Origin of the sequence: Dorea sp. 210702-DFI.3.17 (assembly GCF_020560825.1) — a bacterium.
In the GTDB taxonomy this organism is placed as follows: Bacteria; Bacillota; Clostridia; order Lachnospirales; family Lachnospiraceae; genus Dorea; species Dorea formicigenerans.
In genome coordinates this window covers 43274-60819 of sequence record NZ_JAJCNB010000015.1, presented here as the reverse complement: position 1 = coordinate 60819, position 17546 = coordinate 43274, and the positions used below count along the sequence as shown (strand labels likewise).

At 40.5% G+C, this 17546-nt stretch carries 15 protein-coding genes and 1 other RNA gene; all 16 read right to left on the bottom strand.

The genetic code is table 11. The annotated features are described in order from the left end of the window. The coding region (locus LI149_RS09075) for an IS607 family transposase (RefSeq protein ID WP_227143253.1) at positions 1–550 on the bottom strand (550 nt) is incomplete at its 3' end. A gap of 245 nt (positions 551–795) precedes the next feature. Further along, positions 796–1029, bottom strand: coding sequence for a hypothetical protein (locus tag LI149_RS09070; RefSeq protein ID WP_227143252.1), 234 nt, complete (start codon positions 1027–1029; stop codon positions 796–798). Positions 1030–1051: 22 nt separating this feature from the next. Next, positions 1052–1939, bottom strand: a complete 888-nt coding sequence (locus tag LI149_RS09065) for a radical SAM protein (protein ID WP_227143251.1) — start codon at positions 1937–1939, stop codon at positions 1052–1054. A 175-nt stretch (positions 1940–2114) separates the two neighbouring features. Then, positions 2115–2464: a transfer-messenger RNA gene (gene ssrA / locus LI149_RS09060) on the bottom strand. A gap of 405 nt (positions 2465–2869) precedes the next feature. Next, positions 2870–4624: an ammonium transporter gene (locus LI149_RS09050; RefSeq protein WP_304515582.1), complete on the bottom strand. Its 1755-nt coding sequence runs from the start codon at positions 4622–4624 to the stop codon at positions 2870–2872. Between the two features lie 346 nt (positions 4625–4970). Continuing rightward, on the bottom strand, positions 4971–5219 hold the full coding sequence (locus tag LI149_RS09045) for a hypothetical protein (protein ID WP_005334533.1): 249 nt from the start codon (positions 5217–5219) through the stop codon (positions 4971–4973). A 66-nt stretch (positions 5220–5285) separates the two neighbouring features. Beyond that, positions 5286–5753, bottom strand: coding sequence for an SsrA-binding protein SmpB (gene smpB, locus LI149_RS09040; protein WP_005336994.1), 468 nt, complete (start codon positions 5751–5753; stop codon positions 5286–5288). Continuing rightward, a complete protein-coding gene (gene rnr / locus LI149_RS09035; protein ID WP_227143250.1) occupies positions 5734–7902 on the bottom strand; it encodes a ribonuclease R in 2169 nt (722 codons plus the stop codon). The genes smpB and rnr overlap by 20 nt, the downstream gene beginning before the upstream one ends. Positions 7903–7957: 55 nt before the next feature. Further along, positions 7958–8200: a preprotein translocase subunit SecG gene (gene secG, locus LI149_RS09030; RefSeq protein WP_005336987.1), complete on the bottom strand. Its 243-nt coding sequence runs from the start codon at positions 8198–8200 to the stop codon at positions 7958–7960. 66 nt (positions 8201–8266) lie between these two features. Continuing rightward, a complete protein-coding gene (gene eno / locus LI149_RS09025; protein WP_022279365.1) occupies positions 8267–9565 on the bottom strand; it encodes a phosphopyruvate hydratase in 1299 nt (432 codons plus the stop codon). Positions 9566–9656: 91 nt separating this feature from the next. After that, on the bottom strand, positions 9657–11330 hold the full coding sequence (locus tag LI149_RS09020) for an AAA family ATPase (RefSeq protein WP_173789747.1): 1674 nt from the start codon (positions 11328–11330) through the stop codon (positions 9657–9659). Between the two features lie 144 nt (positions 11331–11474). Next, a complete protein-coding gene (gene glmM, locus LI149_RS09015; protein ID WP_029730756.1) occupies positions 11475–12821 on the bottom strand; it encodes a phosphoglucosamine mutase in 1347 nt (448 codons plus the stop codon). 186 nt (positions 12822–13007) lie between these two features. Beyond that, positions 13008–14447, bottom strand: coding sequence for an NAD(P)/FAD-dependent oxidoreductase (locus tag LI149_RS09010; RefSeq protein WP_227968816.1), 1440 nt, complete (start codon positions 14445–14447; stop codon positions 13008–13010). Positions 14448–14512: 65 nt separating this feature from the next. After that, entirely contained in the window at positions 14513–15097 is a 585-nt protein-coding gene (locus LI149_RS09005; protein WP_005334553.1) for a TetR/AcrR family transcriptional regulator C-terminal domain-containing protein, read from the bottom strand. A gap of 137 nt (positions 15098–15234) precedes the next feature. Beyond that, positions 15235–16626 (bottom strand): radical SAM protein, encoded by a 1392-nt coding sequence (locus LI149_RS09000; RefSeq protein WP_173786174.1) that lies wholly within the window; start codon positions 16624–16626, stop codon positions 15235–15237. Between the two features lie 63 nt (positions 16627–16689). Next, on the bottom strand, positions 16690–17331 hold the full coding sequence (locus LI149_RS08995; RefSeq protein WP_227098418.1) for a manganese efflux pump MntP family protein: 642 nt from the start codon (positions 17329–17331) through the stop codon (positions 16690–16692). Between the last annotated feature and the right edge of the window lie 215 nt (positions 17332–17546).

Below are 17546 nucleotides of genomic sequence, written 5' to 3'. Positions count from 1 at the left end.
CTTGTAATTTGCAGCTGAATACTGTGATTATTTGAACCAGATCTTCAACAAGTTCCTGCTGTTCAGATTTTTCAGTATTATCAATAATCTCAATCTCACAATTATAAAGTGAAGCGATATATTCTATCAACTCAAAACCAAATCGCAATAGCCTATCTTTATATAAAACAACAACCTTTTCAACCTGATTTTGAGAGATTCGTCTGATCAATTCCTGAAGTCCTTTTTTCTTATAATTAATCCCAGAACCGATATCACTTATTATCTCAAACGGCTGCCCTTTTGCTAGAAGATATGTCTTGACATTATCAATCTGTCGTTCCAAATCATCTTTTTGTTTATGGCTGGAAACGCGACAATATCCAATTGTAATGCGATTTTTAGGCTTTACATTTATTACTTGGCTGAGTTGCTCATCGGAATAATATCTATAGCCACTTACTGTAGTATGATGCGGATGAAGTTTTCCATTGGCATCCCAATTTCGTAATGTCTGAGCAGATACGCCTATAATTTTTGAAAATTCATGTATAGAATAATATTTACTCAAAGTATCAACTCCTTTCAATAATATTCTAGTCTAATATCTTATAAAACTCCATATCTACTTATATGATTTTATAATTTATCTTTAACTGTTAATGACCTCCCTGTACGAACTGTACATTCTGATTTTTTATTTCTTACGCTTAGACGCGAATAGCACATATTTCCCGTCATATTTTATAGTATAACAGGAAAATATGTGCTATGTGTGAAAATTTTTCTTCTTAAAAAGTTTAAGAATTCTCAAACCTATTCACATGCCGAATCATTTTCCAGCTTCATTACAACCATCGTTCCGATGGATGATAATTTTGTATAGTATGCTATCAAATGTGACTGAATCAGCTCTTCTTCACTATATCTGCCTGAAACAAATACATGTGCCTGTGACCAGATTGCAAATTTTCGAATCACTTTTGAAACAAAGAAATTTCCAATTCCATCATCTGCAATTGATATTTCCGTATACAAAGCATCCTGCATCACTCTGCATCGTATATTTTTTCTACATATCTGTCCTCTTCCAAACTGTATCCAGAAATCCCGGCTGATCTCTATCCCACGCCGCCATCTCAGAATCCAGATGCTTAATAATCTCCTCTCTGTCCTGTGGCAGGACTCCGCTGATTGTAATCAGATTATATGGGTGACTTCCGAAGAAAATGCAGTCATTTATCTTTAATGCACGAAGAAGCATTTTTTCTTCCTCTACCAGTTCACGCTCTGTAAGCTGTGCATACTCTCCTTTATCGCAAAGCTCTTCCAGCTCACTTCCGCGTAAAACCGCTGTTGAAAGAGGAGATACACGGTATGGCGGATACTTGTTCAGAAGAGCCGCCGTGGCTTCTACACTTTCTTTGCTATGCCCTTTTCCACCAATTCCAAGCATTAAAAGCGCTGAATACTTCATTCCTGCCTCTTTCAGCTTTCCGATATTTTCATAAGCTTCTTCGACCGTAAAGCCCTTATTGATCAGTTTTACCGCCGGGGCATATGCCGTCTCAAGTCCTACATACAGCTCATCATATCCGACACTTTTCAGAAGCTTCAAATCTTCCAATGATTTTGCTTTCAGATTCTGAATAGAAGCATAGCAGGTAAGTACCTCTACTTCCGGCAGATACTGATGAACCAACTCTGCAATTTTTACAAGTCTGTCGGTTCCAAGTACAAAGGGATCTCCGTTCGTCAGATAGATTCTCGTAATCTTCTCGCCTCTGTCATGAAGTTCTTTTAAATCCATCTCCACATCTTCAAGCGGCGCAACACGAAACGGTGTCTTCCGGTACATGGTACAAAAAGAACATTTATTATGAGAACAGCCTATTGTAACCTCCAGTCTCTGTACACTGGCTTCTGATGGCGGTCTGTATATCTGTCCTGTCTGGTGCATAGTTTTCACACTCCTTATTTTCATTTATGGCACTGAGACATTTCCTACAATAACGTCCGCAAAACGTCATATACTTTTTCCTTTAAATTCAGTTCTATTATAATTTTCTTCATTACAAAAAACAAGCCGGACTTCTTATATGATTCCTTCATACAAAAAGTTCGACTTGTTTTTTTAGTGGACCTGGCGGGAGTTGAACCCGCGTCCGAAAGCCCATCCACCAGAGCTTCTCCCATCACAGTCATTACTTTGACATTCCCTCCATCAGTCACCTAATGACGGGTTACTGATCTTAGTAGCTTCATAAAATCTTCCATTCCCTCAAAGCTTTGAGAACGAAGTGCTCCGTCTGTTTGAAGCCGGTTACTTAAGCAACGGATGACCTAAGGCCGACTGCTGCCGCAATTAGGCAGCGTACGCTAAATTTTCGTCTGCGTTTAATTTTAAAGTGGAACTTTTATCGTAGTGTCCCGCTACGGATGGCTTCTCCAACTTCCAGACCCCCGTCGAAACCAGTACAAGCCCTGAATTACTCCTAAAAATGACGATTGTCATCAATCCAGTTTACTGGTCGGCAGACGTTTGTATACATATACTAACACTAATACTTCAAAATATCAAGTCCTATCTATTATACTTTTCAGGCATTTTTCACATACTTATCATAAACGCTCCGCGAGGATGCGCAGTGATTCTGATAGGAATATGTCAGCTTCTCTGACCAGAATCACGCGCCAAGTCTCACGGACGTTCGACTTGAATTTAATATTCGTAAGTCACTATTCCATTAGCTAATAACGCAAAATTCCCGCAGTCATTCATTTATTTTACGATACTGCATATGCCAAATGCTTTGCACATCGAAATGTTTCTGCGGGAATTTTGTACTTATATGAAACTAAAAATTGGCAACTATGTTAATTAATTCCTTTACTCTACATCTTTTAATGCTTCCAGATCTTCTTCTCCTGTACGAACCTTTACAACTTTCTGTACGTTGTATACAAAGATCTTTCCGTCTCCTACATGACCTGTGTAAAGTGTCTTCTTAGCTGTCTCAATCACTTTCTCTACCGGAATATTTCCAACAATTACTTCCACTTTTACCTTCGGAAGTACGGTTACATCCATCTCAACTCCACGGTATTTCTCACCGGCACCTTTCTGGATTCCACAACCCATGACCTGTGTCACTGTCATTCCTGTAACTCCAAGACTGTTGAGTGCATTTTTCAACTTCTCATATCTGGACAATTTTGCAATAATGACAACTTTATGCATACCTGCATCCGGATCGACAGGACCTGAAACTTTTACAGATGCTGCCTTCTGAGCTTCTGTTGCACGATCATAATCATCTACACCAAGCTCTGTATTTTCATTGACACTCATACTTCCTTCTGTAATATCCATAAGGCTGAATCCTGCGTATGCAGATGCAAGGCCATGTTCTTTAATATCCAGACCAACAATCTCTTCTTCCTCAGAAACTCGAAGTCCAACCGTCTTGTCGATTACTTTGAACACGATCGTCATGGTAACTGCTGTCCATGCAAGAATTGTAATAACACCTAAAAGCTGTAAACCTAACTGATGGAAGCCGCCGCCATAGAATAATCCGTTAATTGTACACTCTGGTGCATTTGTTGTAGCAAATAAACCAACTGCGATTGTTCCCCAGATACCATTGCAGCAGTGAACTGCGACTGCTCCGACCGGGTCATCTACATGTACCACATTGTCACAGAACCATACACCGAATACAACCAGAAGTCCTGCAACGACTCCGATAATAATAGAACCTGTTGCATCTACTACATCACAAGGAGCTGTGATTGCTACCAAACCTGCAAGTGAAGCATTCAGACACATGGATACATCTGGTTTTCCATATTTAACCCATGTAAAGATCATACATACAACAGTTGCGACTGCCGGTGCGATTGTTGTTGCCATGAAAATGGAAGCTAACTGAGCACCTGTGCTTGCTGCTGCACCATTAAATCCATACCAGCCAAACCAAAGGATAAAGCAGCCAAGTGCACCGATTACAATGTTGTGTCCAGGAAATGCATGGACTTTTGTTACTTTTCCATTTTCATCTCTTGTAAATTTACCAATACGTGCACCTTCTATTGCTGCTCCGATAAATGCACTTAAACCACCGACCATATGGATTGCACAGGAACCTGCAAAATCATGGAAGCCAAGTGCTGCAAGCCAACCTCCGCCCCAAATCCAGTGTGCTTCAATTGGATAGACCACTGCTGAAATAACTGCGGAGTAAATACAGTAAGATAAGAACTTTGTTCTCTCTGCCATAGCTCCTGATACAATCGTTGCTGTTGTCGCACAGAATACTAAGTTAAATACGAAGTTCGACCAGTCAAAATTTGCATAGTTTGTGAAAATTCCAAGTGTCGGAATTCCTATGAATCCTCCAAGTGCATCTTCACCAAGTAATAAGCCAAATCCGATTAGAATAAATACACAAGTTCCGATACAGAAGTCCATCAGGTTCTTCATGATAATGTTACCTGCATTTTTTGCTCTTGTAAATCCAGCCTCGACCATTGCAAATCCGGCCTGCATAAAGAATACCAATGCAGCTCCGATCAAAAACCAGATACCAAACACTTCAGTTCCAACTGCGTCTGAAATTGCTGTTAAAATATCCTGACTCATAAATATCTCCTCCTTTTCTCTCACCCTCCTAAATCTACAATATATAATGAAAGGGTGCATATCTCTGTCGTCGACTCACAGAAATACACACCCTTGTGTCACTATATATTGTCAGGGATATAAGATATGCCTGTTCGGCATTTCTTATAATAAAAGAAAAGCACTTCAAGATTTCTCTTAAAGCGCCTTTGCTTTTATGCGACTTAGTTTAGCTCAGTTTTTTTACATTGTCAATTGTTGTTTCATATTTTTTATCATTTCAGTATTATCTAACAACAATCATGTTTTTCGAATCAATATTTTCTCTTTTTCTGACAAATCACATTTATACCTGGCCAGGACAATTTTACTCTTCATCCTCGTCTTCAAGTCCCAGAATCTCTGACAGAACCTGTATGATGATCTCATTTGTACAGGATTTTACATATCCCATCATATGAAGAGAAATCTCATCCTGCTTCTGCCCCTCTGTCAGTTCTGTATTCTTCTTCGTATCCTGAATCAGCTTCACCAGTTGAGGTGTCAGCTCCTCATAAATCTCAACCGTTGTATCTGTCACTAATTTTCTCAAGTCTTCTTTTTTTACAGGTACCATATATTATCCACCTTTTCTACGTCTTTTACAATTCTTATCCACATTTACTGTACATTTTCTTTCATCTTAGCCCAGATTGCGGATTTTAAAGTCACGGCTTGCTTCTCTCTGCTGGTCTTTTTTGGCAATATCCTGTCTCTTGTCATACAATTTCTTACCTTTTGCCAGACCAATCTCCACTTTTACAAGGCTTCCCTTAAAATATACCTTTAATGGTACGATTGCCATTCCTTTTTCTTTTGTCTTGCCAATCAATTTATTGATCTCTGCTTTGTGCAACATTAGCTTCTTCACACGAAGAGGATCTTTATTAAAGATATTTCCTTTTTCATATGGACTGATATGCATACCATAGATAAATACTTCCCCATTTTCAATGCGGATAAAAGACTCCTTGATGCTGCATTTTCCCATACGAAGTGACTTCACTTCGGTTCCATGAAGCACAATCCCGGCCTCGTAAGTATCCAGTATAAAATAATCATGATATGCCTTTTTGTTATTAGCAATCATCTTACCATTCGTCTTCGCCATTTTCTTCGTCCCTCTCCTTCGCAATTACAAAATCAATGGTACGCATCAACCGGTCTGTATCAGCAACTCTTACACGAACCTCCTGTCCAAGCTTGTAGACTTTTCCAGTGCGTTCGCCCACCATCTCATAACGGCTTTCATCGTAATTATAATGGTCATCACGCATATTGGCAACATGAATCAGACCCTCGATCGTATTCGGAAGTTCCACATACATGCCCCATTTCGTCACACCGGAGATTACGCCTGTGTAAACATTTCCAATACGGTCTGACATATATTCTACTTTCTTAAGCTTCACAGTCTCGCGTTCCGCCTCGTCAGCGCGCCGCTCCGTCTCACTGGCATGCTTCGTCACTTCTTCCAATATCTTGCGATAATGTTCCATACGTTCACCATTCATACGTCCCCGCAGGTTATCTTTGATGATCCGATGGATCTGAAGATCCGGGTAACGACGAATCGGTGATGTAAAATGTGTATAATAATTCGCTGCCAATCCAAAATGTCCGGAGTTCTCCGGCGTATATCTGGCTTGTTTCATAGAGCGCAGCGCAAGTCGGCTGATTAATGCTTCCTGCGGTGTTCCTTCTACTTTTCCAAGTAATTTCTGAATCTCTTTCGGACGTACTTCATTGGCCCCGATATGCATAGAGAATCCAAAATTATTAATAAATGTTGCCAGCGCCCGGATCTTTTCATCATCTGGAGCCTCATGTACTCTGTATACAAAAGGCATCTCCTGCCAGTAATAATCTTCTGCAACAGTCTCATTTGCCAGAAGCATAAAATCCTCAATAATCTTTGTCGCAACATTTCGGTCATAAGGTTTGATATCGATTGGATGACCATTCTCATCAAGAATCATTTTCGTTTCCGGAAAATCGAAATCAATGGAACCTCTCTGTTTTCTTCGGGCTCTCAGAATCTTTGACAGTTCCAGCATACGCTGGAACATCGGCACCAGTTCCTCGTATTCCTGCATTTCTGCCAGATCCTCGTCTTCCAGAATCTTCGCCACACTTGTATAACTCATACGGCGGTCCACATGGATAACCGTCTCTGCAATCTCATGGTCAATGACCATTCCTTTCGGGTCTACTGTCATAATACAGCTAAGCGCCAGACGGTCTTCTCCGGCATTTAACGAACAGATTCCGTTAGACAATGTATGTGGCAGCATCGGAATAACACGGTCTGCCAGATATACACTTGTTCCACGCTTCAGCGCTTCCCGATCCAGCGCACTATTCTCTTGTACATAGTTTGTAACATCAGCAATATGCACACCAAGAATATAATTTTCACCATCTTTCACAACAGACACGGCATCATCAAGATCCTTCGCATCCTCGCCATCAATGGTGACCATCTGCCAGTCACGGATGTCTTTTCTTCCCTGCATGTCTGCCTCACTGACCGGCTTTGATACACGTTCTGCCTGATTCAGCACCTTCTCCGGGAATTCTACCGGAAGATCATATCCTTTTACAATAGACATAATATCTGTTCCCGGATCATTGACATGACCGATAATCTCTACAATCCTTCCTTCCGGACTTCTGCCTTTCTCGCCGTAAGAAGTCAGTTCAACTACAACTTTATGCCCGTCTACAGCTTCTTTTGACTTACCCTCTGGAATAAAAATGTCCTGAAGAATTCTCTGGTTATCCGGAATGACAAAGCCATAACTCTTGTTGCCCTTCTTCTGATAAAGACCGACAACTGTTGTAAGACCACGCTCCACAATCTTTACAATCTTACCTTCCCGGCGCTTTCCATCACGATCAGAATCCTTCGTAATAATCACTTCTACTATGTCACCGTCCAGCGCTCCGCCGGCATCGTCCTCCCCGATAAAAACATCCTGATCCTCCTCAGGAATGATAACAAAACCAAACCCTCTCTGATTCGCACGGTAAGTTCCCTGAAGACGCTTCGCCTCACCTTTACAGTACTTTCCACGCTTACTGAGACAGATCTTACCTTCCTCTTCCAATGATTCCAGCACCTGACGAAGCTCATCCCGCTGTTCCTTATTCACTTGCAGGACCATAGCCATCTCTTTGAACTTCATTGGCACATACATATCATCACAGATAAAATCATATATAATTTTCTTTCTTTTCTCAAATGTCTTATTGCTCATCGCTCCTCCACTGTCAAAAAAAGCACTCCTATACAGGAGTGCTTTTCCTCTTCTCTTAAGCAAATACTTTCAAATTCAACACTGCTGCCAGTACAACAAACAGAATCGCAAGGAACTTTGTAGACTTTACAAGTGCTCCTTCCATTGAACGACCTTTGTTCTGACCCCAATAAGTATCAGCAATTCCGCTGATAGCTCCAAGTCCTGCAGACTTACCTTCCTGCATCAGTACAATGGCTGTCAATGCGATACAATCTATTGCAAATAAAATCATAAGAACAATTTTTAAAATATCCATTACACACACCTCCTGTAGATAAAACCATACTTAGTTTAGCACAGTAAGGTAGATTTCGCAAGCACTTTATTTGAATGGATTCTGATATTCTGCCACATCTCCGAGCCGTTCTTCTATCCGTAGAAGCTGGTTGTATTTCTCTACCCGTTCGCTTCTACATGGCGCTCCGGTCTTGATCTGACCTGCCCCTACTGCTACTGCAAGATCTGCTATCAAGGTATCTGCTGTTTCCCCGGAACGGTGTGATACAATCGTTCTGTAACCGGCTTTCTGCGCCATCTCTACCGTATCCAGTGCCTCTGTCAGTGTTCCAATCTGATTCACTTTTATGAGAATTGCATTGGCAACTTCTTTTTCGATTCCTTTTTTTAATCTCTTTGTGTTTGTCACAAACAGATCATCTCCAACAAGCTGTGTGTGCAATCCCAATCTTGTTGTCAGAAGCTCCCATCCATCCCAGTCTTCTTCGTCCAGTGGATCTTCAATCGATACAATTGGAAACTGTTCAATTAACCCTTCATAATAATCGATCAGCTCTTCTGATGACCGAATGACTTTGTAATCTTTTGTCTTACTTTCCCCTTCGAACACATATTTCTTAAAGCTTCTATCATAAAGTTCTGTTGCTGCCACATCAAGTGCCAGTGATACTTCCTCACCTGCCTTATATCCAGCTTCTTCCGTTGCACGCACGATATAGGCAAGTGCTGCCTGGGCATCCGGAAGGTTCGGGGCAAATCCACCTTCATCCCCAACAGCGGTGGATAATTCTTCTTTTTTCAACAATTTTTTCAGAGAATGATAGATTTCTGCACACATACGAAGTCCTTCTTTAAAGTTTTTCGCTCCTACCGGCATAATCATAAATTCCTGAATATCAATGGTGTTGTCGGCATGTCTGCCACCGTTCATAATATTCATCATCGGAACCGGCATACGCTTTGCATTTGCCCCGCCAAGATAGGAATAGAGTGGAAGTCCTATCGCAGTCGCCGCCGCCCTTGCTGTTGCCATGGATACGCCTAACATAGCATTGGCTCCCAAGTTTGATTTATCCCCTGTACCATCTAAACCTATAAGAAATGTATCTAAAGCTGCCTGGTCGAATACGTTCATTCCGATAATACCAGGTGCAATCTTTGCATTCACATGATCTACCGCCCGTTCCACACCAAGCCCGGCGTATCTTTTTTCCCCGTCACGTAATTCCAGTGCTTCAAACTGACCTGTGGAAGCGCCCGACGGTACACTTGCCCGTCCGCAAAATTCATCTCCTGCCAGCACTTCCACTTCTATCGTCGGATTCCCGCGGGAATCTAATATTTCTCTTGCGTATACATCTGTTATTGGCAGATATTTATACATACTGATGCCCTCCTTTTCGTAGAGATAGTATGCGCCAAATCTGCCAAATCATACTAAAAGCCCCGGCACAACACCAGGGCTTGAATCATTTTTATTTCTTTTTTACAAAGCATCTTTTCTTGAAAAATGAAATTCCATAGCACAAGATTTCATCATAATCATCTTCATATTCTGACGCATACATTTTTTTATTAATCTGCTCGATTGCCCGGTTGCAATCCCGCTCCATTTCTTCACGACTTTTTGAATACTTTGCTTCAAATATTGCAACTCTGGCATTCATTGAATCATAGACCACAACATCACTGCGTCCTTCGCCGTGCTCTTTATTCGATTCCACCATATAACCGGCTCCGGCAAATATGCCTGCGAGAAATGCATGATAAAAATCTTCTCTGTAATCATGATAACTGATTGTCTTTCGGAGAAGTTTGCTCATTTCCAGAGTGATTTCTTCGCTATCTCCTTCCCACACTGCATCAAACAGATGTTTTCTATCCCAGATTTTTGCACTGTCCTCAAACCATCTTTTTATGGTCGTCTCAAATATCTCCCTGATTTCTACATTTGGAATCTTGAGTGCGTATGTTTCTTCTGGCAATGTACCGCTGTATTCATCATCTTTTGCTTTTGTCAGATATCCAGTCAGATATAAAAGACTCCAAAGATTCTCCTCTGATGAGTTCAAATAATCATATGTGATTCCTTCATCCACCTTCTGAACAATACTTCCACCGCCAAGAAGTGTTTCAAACTTTTCTGTGATATTGCTTCCTGCATGATCAATAAATGATCGGATTACTGCATTATCACTTGTATTCTTCCAGTAACTTGCCGGTTTTGCATCCGGATTATGTTGAAGCTCCTGAAAATAATTCATTACATCCCATGGACAATATACATCACATTCGCCAAAATGATAACCGTCATACCATTCTTTCACCTGTCCGGCATATTCTGTAACTCCTGCATCGCTTAAGATTTTATCAACGTCTTTCTGCGTAAATCCGAAATATTCATCCAATCTTGCATCTGTAATTGTATCCAGAACAAAGTTATTTGTTCCTGTAAAAATGCTTTCTTTGGAGATTCGAAGGCAGCCAGTCACAATTGAAAAACAAAGTGCTGCATTATCTTTTAGTGCGGTCGTCATCATCGCTTTGATAACTTCCAGCATCTGTTCATAATACCCATGACTGCTTGCTTTTGCCAAAGGAACATCATACTCATCTAATAAAAGAATTGCCTGTTTCCCATAATATTTGTTCATGAGCTGAAGGAGCAGCTGTAATGACCTTGTCACTTCCACTTCTCCTGCTGCCTGTTTTCTTATTCTCTCATATATCTGCCGCTCATTGTCGCTTATATGTTCGCTATCTAAAAGATATGCATATTCTTCATATAATCGTCCAATTTCATATTTCAATTGTCCATAAGCACTGTCAAAACTTAAACCATCTACATTTTTAAATGTGAGAAATACAGTCGGCCGCTGGTTCTGCCATGCATGACACAATTTCTCATGATTGGAAATTTCCAACCCTTGAAATATTTTTCTGCTGTCTTTTTCTATATCGAAAAATTCAGCCAGCATACTCATTCCAAGGGTCTTTCCAAAACGTCTCGGACGTGTAATCAGTGTCACTTCTGTTCCAGGGTTCTTCAATACTTCACAGATCAGTCCCGTTTTATCGATATAATAGTATTCATTTTCTCGTATCTTCGAAAAATCTGATATTCCGACCGGGAAATCTATTTTTTTCATACCGCTCCCCCTCTCTTTATGACCTGATTTATTTTTCCTCCTGAGTCTTACTGCAAATTGATTTCTTTAAATCGCCCACACTTCATTTTGTTGGCATAAATCCATTGTCCTGCAAATCATGCATGCCCTGCCGAAAAATATGTTTTACTCTACTGCCAATCCTTCTGCTTTCATAACATCGACTACCTGTGCCACATATTTTGCACACAGTTCATCTGTCGCAGCTTCTACCATGACACGGATTACAGGTTCTGTTCCACTCTCGCGGACAAGGATACGTCCCTCATCACCAAGTTCTGCTGCTACATTGTCAACTGCCTTTATAACCTCCGGATTCTCGCGTGCTGTCTTCTTATCTGCCACACGGACATTCTGAAGAAGCTGTGGATAGATCTTTACAGGCTCTGCCAATCTGGAAAGGCTCATTTTCTTCTCCAGAATTACTTCCATGATCATAAGTGAAGTCAGGATTCCATCACCTGTTGTTGCATGTTTGCTGAAAATAATATGTCCGGACTGCTCTCCTCCAAGAGAAAAGTTATTCTTGCACATATTTTCATAGACATATTTATCTCCGACTGCTGTCTTTTCATACTTCATGCCAATCTTGTCACATGCTTTATAAAGTCCCAGGTTTGACATTACAGTTGTAACGATGGTGTCACCATTCAGGCGTCCATTCTCCATGAGATATTTTCCGCAAACATAAAGGATCAAATCTCCGTCGATCACATTTCCTTTCTCATCGACAGCAATGCATCTGTCAGCATCTCCGTCATAAGCGAATCCTACATCCAGATGATTCTCTTTTACATACTGCTGCAGGACTTCAATGTGAGTAGATCCACAATTGGTATTGATGTTCGTTCCGTCCGGCTCACAGTTGATTACATAAGTCTTTGCTCCAAGTGCATCATAGACACTCTTGGCAATCATAAACGCACTACCGTTAGAACAGTCAAGTCCGATTTTCATATCCTCAAATGATCTTGTTGCAAGTGAAATCAGATATCCGATGTAACGGTTTCTTCCTGCTGCGTAATCAACGGTACGACCAATATCTTCTTTTTTTGCCAACGGCAGTTCGTCAATCTCTCCATCGATATATGCTTCAATCTTAGCTTCTACCTCTGCCTCCAGCTTGTGTCCTTTTCCATTGATCACTTTAATTCCGTTATCATAGAATGGATTATGGCTTGCAGAAATCATAATTCCACAGTCAAAGTTTTCTGTTCTTGTCACATAAGAAACACTCGGTGTTGTTGTTACGTGAAGAAGATATGCATTCGCTCCTGATGCAGTCAGTCCGGCAACGAGCGCGTACTCAAACATATAGCTGCTACGCCTTGTATCTTTTCCGATCACAACCTTTGCTTTGTGATCCTGTCCGTAATACCAGCCAAGAAAACGTCCCACTTTAAATGCGTGCTCTACTGTTAAAACTACATTTGCCTCTCCACGAAAACCGTCTGTTCCAAAATATTTACCCATTTTTCTTATCTCCCAATTACTTTTTAATCTTATCTGTCTAAATTGAAAATTCATAATCTGTATACATTTTCTCATAAATGATCAGATTTTTTGAACTTCTTTGGTTCAGACAAATACAGTATTTTTTCTTATTATACTGTTTTATTCTTTATTCGACAACCTTTTGGTATATTTTCCTGCTTTACCTTATACGTTCATCTTTTTGCAGATTTCCCTTGCCACGCAGATACCATTTGCAGATGCCTGCTGAAGTCCTCTTGTGATAGATGCTCCATCTCCCATAACGCGCAGATTCTTGATATTTGTCTCAAATTTATCGTTCACTACGACTTTATTCGAATAAAATTTTACTTCCACGCCGTAAAGCAAAGTCTCATCCGATGCAATTCCAGGTGTTACTTTATCGAGTGCCTTAATCATCTCATCTATCGCGACCATGATACGATGCGGGAATACCAGTGATAAATCTCCAGGCACAGCATCTTTCAATGTCGGTGTAATATTGTTTCTCTGTAATCTTTCTGCAGTTGTTCTTCGTCCTCTTCTGAAATCACCATAACGCTGAAGCAGGATTTTGCCGTCGCTTAACATATTTCCAAGCTGGGCTATATGCTTACCATATTCGATTGGTGACTTAAAAGGCTCCGTAAAATTCTTAGATACAAGGAGTGCAAAATTCGTATTCTTTGTCTTCATGTCTTTTGACTTATAAGCATGACCATTGACAACTGCAAGTCCGTTATCGTAGTACTCTGTTGCCACTTCTCCGGAAGGGTTCGTGCAGAATACGCGTACCTTATCGTCAAATGTTGGTGTATAGTATACAAGTTTTGCCTCGTAAAGCTTCTCATTGAGTTCCTTCATGATCTCATCGCGGACTTCTACCCGGACACCTACATCAACAGTACCATTCTGTGTTTTAATACCATGATTTTTACAGATTCCTTCAAACCAGCTTGAGCCTTCTCGTCCGATACCTGATACGATTTCATCCGCATAGTAAGTTTCCTCTTTGTCTGTGACGACCCCCTTTGCCACACCATCCTCGATTATGATATCCTGTACCATAGTCATGAATTTGATCTCTACACCTGAAGCCAGCAAATGTTCCTGCAGTCTTGTGTAAATCTTATATCCTTCCTCAGTTCCAAGATGGCGGATCGGACATTCGATCAGTTTGAGATTGGCACGAATTGCTTTCGCCCGGATCCTCTCGATAGCTTCGTAATCGTCAATTCCATAGACCTTCTCATCTGCCCCGAATTTCAGATATATATTGTCTGCTTCTTTGATCAGTTCTTCCGCCTTCTCATAGCCAAGGATCTCCGGCAAAGTTCCCCCTACATCTGGTGACAGAGATAGCTTTCCATCGGAAAATGCGCCTGCTCCCGCAAATCCTGTTGTGATAGAGCATGGCTTACAACCTACACAGACCTTTGTCGTGCGTTTCGGGCACTGACGCTTCTCGATAGAGCGTCCCTTCTCAATCATTAACACTTTCATATCCGGTTTCTGTCTCATTAATTCATAAGCACAGAAAATACCGGAAGGCCCTGCACCTATAATAATTACGTCATATTTATTCATATATCTGCTCCACCTTTCTGTGAATAAAAAGTATAACATTTCCATATAAAAAAGACAAGGTAAGTCCCGAAGCCATACAAGCCTTCCGGCTCATTTTTTCTCCGTTAATTAATTACCTTGTCTATAGTGTCCTGTCCAATAATATCGATCAGTGAATGACTGACTAAAAATTCATAAAACTTTACCGCTTCTTCTGCCGATATCTCATTCCTGTGCTTTGAGATCCAATACTTGATCCCATTGACCAGGGTCATAGCCTCATACTGCAAAAATGTCTCTTTGCTTATGATTTCTCCTTCTTTAATATGTATCGGATTACGCTCCACGACTACATGCACCAGATTACAGATGTTGTGATATAGCATATCTTCAAAGGAATTCTGCCCCTTCACTTCAAATACCCGTGCATAATATTCTTTATCCGCAGCAATCTTTTTAAATATCATCTCCAATGCAGACCTTGCCATATTCATCTTCACAAGTTCCGTCGCACTGCTAAATACATCTTCCCACAAAAGCCATTCCATTACTTCATATTTATCCCGGAAGTAATTATAGAATGTCGGGCGTATTACCCCTGCTTCATCCGTGATCATCTTAATCGTAATCTTATCAAAAGATTTCTTCACGACCAGTTCTTTGAATTTCTGCCCTAGAAGCGCTTTTGTCATCTCGCCCTTGCGTTCCATGATTATCTCTTCCTCACAACATAATCTGTGAATTATTATAACACAGATTCCGTGTTCTAAACAAGACGGAACCTGTGCCTAAAATATAAGATTCAGTATTTCACCCCTCCATGAAATACCAAGTCCATTGTTTATTTCTATTTATAATTCTGATAGCCTTTCGCCTCACGCGGATGCTCGCTCCAAAGTTTATCCGCACACTCTGACCAACACTTCGCGTAAGTATGACATTTGCCACACAGATGCTCCACTGTTTCCGGTGACTGAAGATCTGTGGATTTGGCACCTGTCTCATGTACCATCTGTTGCAGCAATTCCGGATTTTCCAGCATCGGACATGGTTTTAAATGATTACAGTTAAATGGCTGATGATCCCGATATGCCATAAAAAGCGGCTGTCTGAGCGCATCTAATAAAGATACTTCTTTTATATTGGCTCCAGAATAATGGATAAATACACACGGTTCCACATCTCCGTTCGGATTAATGTGGCAATAATTTCTTCCCCCTGCAATACAACCGCCTACAAATTCACCATCATTCTGGAAGTCCATAGCAAAAATAGGTTTTCCACCGTTCGTGGAACGAATCTTACGAACTCTGTGATACATATATTCTCTCTGCTCTTTTGTCGGTAAAAGTTCCACTGCCGCATCATTTCCTACCGGCATATAATGGAAATACCATGTAAATCTACATCCTTTTTCAATGATCATATCCAGGAACTCATCGGACGTAACTGTCTCAATGTTCTTACTTGTATAACAGATAGATGTTCCAAAAATCTGACCGGAAGCCTTCAGCAGATCCATAGCATGCAATACTTTTTCATACACACCTGCGCCTCTTCTGAGATCATTAACTTCCTCAAATCCTTCCAGACTGATAGAAAGAGACAGATTGCCGACTTCTTTCATCTGCTCACAAAATGCTTCATCAACCAGTGTTCCATTCGTAAATGCATGGAATGCGCAATCATTATGTTTCTTACACAACTTTATAATGTCATCTTTTCTGACAAGCGGTTCTCCTCCAGTATACATATAGAAGTAAATTCCAAGCTCTTTTCCCTGTGTAATAACACTGTCCAGGTCATTGTATGTAAGATTCAGCCGATTTCCATATTCTGCCGCCCAGCAGCCGGTACAGTGCAGATTACAGGCACTGGTCGGATCCATAAGAATCAGCCACGGGATATTACAGTCATATTTCTTACGCATTTCACGGATTGTCTTTGTTCCGTAAAATGCTGCCTCATATCCCAGATTCAATGCAGTCTGACGAATGACATATGGATCCAATTCATCAATCATGTGGTTGACATATTTTACCCATTTATTATCTGGATCTTGAATCATCTTACGTGTAGCCTCATAATTTTCTTTTTGGAAATTGTCTCCCATATATTTTTCTGTCAGATCTACCAGTTCCAAAAGACCTTTTTCACGATCTTTCTTCACATGTTTTAACACTGCATCAATCGCGGTTCCATACGCTGCTCTGGCAGCCTTATGTGTCAATGTACCCACATCACATTTCCTCCTCGTATATCTTATTTTTTCAATATTTGAGCTGATTATCAACATTGCACATCAATACATGCAATATTGAATCACTACATCTACTCCTGCAATCAGGAACAATGCGCCACCTGCAAGATATGCTTGACTATTATGCACTGTACCAAGCCTATATCCTACATATACACCACCAATTACACTCAGTACTGTAATTGGGAAAATCGTCAGTGACTGGTGGATCATTTGCGCTTCCAAAAACCCCATTCCAATTCCCGCAAGAAATGCATCTACACTTGTAATAAGTGCCAAAAATGTCGTTTTCTTCCAGTCAATTTCATCATTGCGCTGTTCAAGAATGTTTCGCTTCTTAAGTCCCTTCCAGATCATATATATGCCTAATCCTATAAATATCAGAACTGTCACTGCCTCCCAGTGATCTGCAATTCGTGAACTTGAATTTGAAGAATCCCGGAATATCGGCAACAGAATAAGCAGATTTCCTACAATCAGACACCCCCATTGAACACCTCCGAAAAGCAGGCATAAACCAAATAGATTTTTCTTATTAATCTTTGAAAATCCAGCCCCCATATAAGCCATCGCTACAAATACATCTAAAGACAATCCTGCTGAGATTATTACAATCTCAAGAACAGACATAACCATCACCTGCCTTGTACTCTTAATTATGTTGTGATGAACAAAACCTTTCACTTCTCATGCATTTGCTCACAAATAAGTAAAAAAGTTTTGTTCCGTCCCTTGACATCATTGTATTAAAACATGAAAAAGAAAGGAATGTACAAAAGGTGGGAAACGTTATCCAAATGCTACATTTATAAAAATATGTCGCATACATTCTCACTCTCTGATAGAAAATGTTTTTTCTCCGAAAGATTATTTCATCTGCCATAAGATTACAATATAGA

What these genes read in the sequence shown, in the direction of transcription:
- LI149_RS09050 (WP_304515582.1), bottom strand. Translation starts at nt 4,624, where the DNA reads ATGAGTCAGGATATTTTAACAGCAATTTCAGACGCAGTTGGAACTGAA.
- rnr (WP_227143250.1), bottom strand. Translation starts at nt 7,902, where the DNA reads ATGAGCAATAAGACATTTGAGAAAAGAAAGAAAATTATATATGATTTT.
- LI149_RS09065 (WP_227143251.1), bottom strand. Translation starts at nt 1,939, where the DNA reads ATGCACCAGACAGGACAGATATACAGACCGCCATCAGAAGCCAGTGTA.
- smpB (WP_005336994.1), bottom strand. Translation starts at nt 5,753, where the DNA reads ATGGCGAAGACGAATGGTAAGATGATTGCTAATAACAAAAAGGCATAT.
- LI149_RS09005 (WP_005334553.1), bottom strand. Translation starts at nt 15,097, where the DNA reads ATGGAACGCAAGGGCGAGATGACAAAAGCGCTTCTAGGGCAGAAATTC.
- LI149_RS09070 (WP_227143252.1), bottom strand. Translation starts at nt 1,029, where the DNA reads ATGCAGGATGCTTTGTATACGGAAATATCAATTGCAGATGATGGAATT.
- eno (WP_022279365.1), bottom strand. Translation starts at nt 9,565, where the DNA reads ATGTATAAATATCTGCCAATAACAGATGTATACGCAAGAGAAATATTA.
- LI149_RS09010 (WP_227968816.1), bottom strand. Translation starts at nt 14,447, where the DNA reads ATGTTATACTTTTTATTCACAGAAAGGTGGAGCAGATATATGAATAAA.
- LI149_RS09045 (WP_005334533.1), bottom strand. Translation starts at nt 5,219, where the DNA reads ATGGTACCTGTAAAAAAAGAAGACTTGAGAAAATTAGTGACAGATACA.
- LI149_RS09020 (WP_173789747.1), bottom strand. Translation starts at nt 11,330, where the DNA reads ATGAAAAAAATAGATTTCCCGGTCGGAATATCAGATTTTTCGAAGATA.
- glmM (WP_029730756.1), bottom strand. Translation starts at nt 12,821, where the DNA reads ATGGGTAAATATTTTGGAACAGACGGTTTTCGTGGAGAGGCAAATGTA.
- secG (WP_005336987.1), bottom strand. Translation starts at nt 8,200, where the DNA reads ATGGATATTTTAAAAATTGTTCTTATGATTTTATTTGCAATAGATTGT.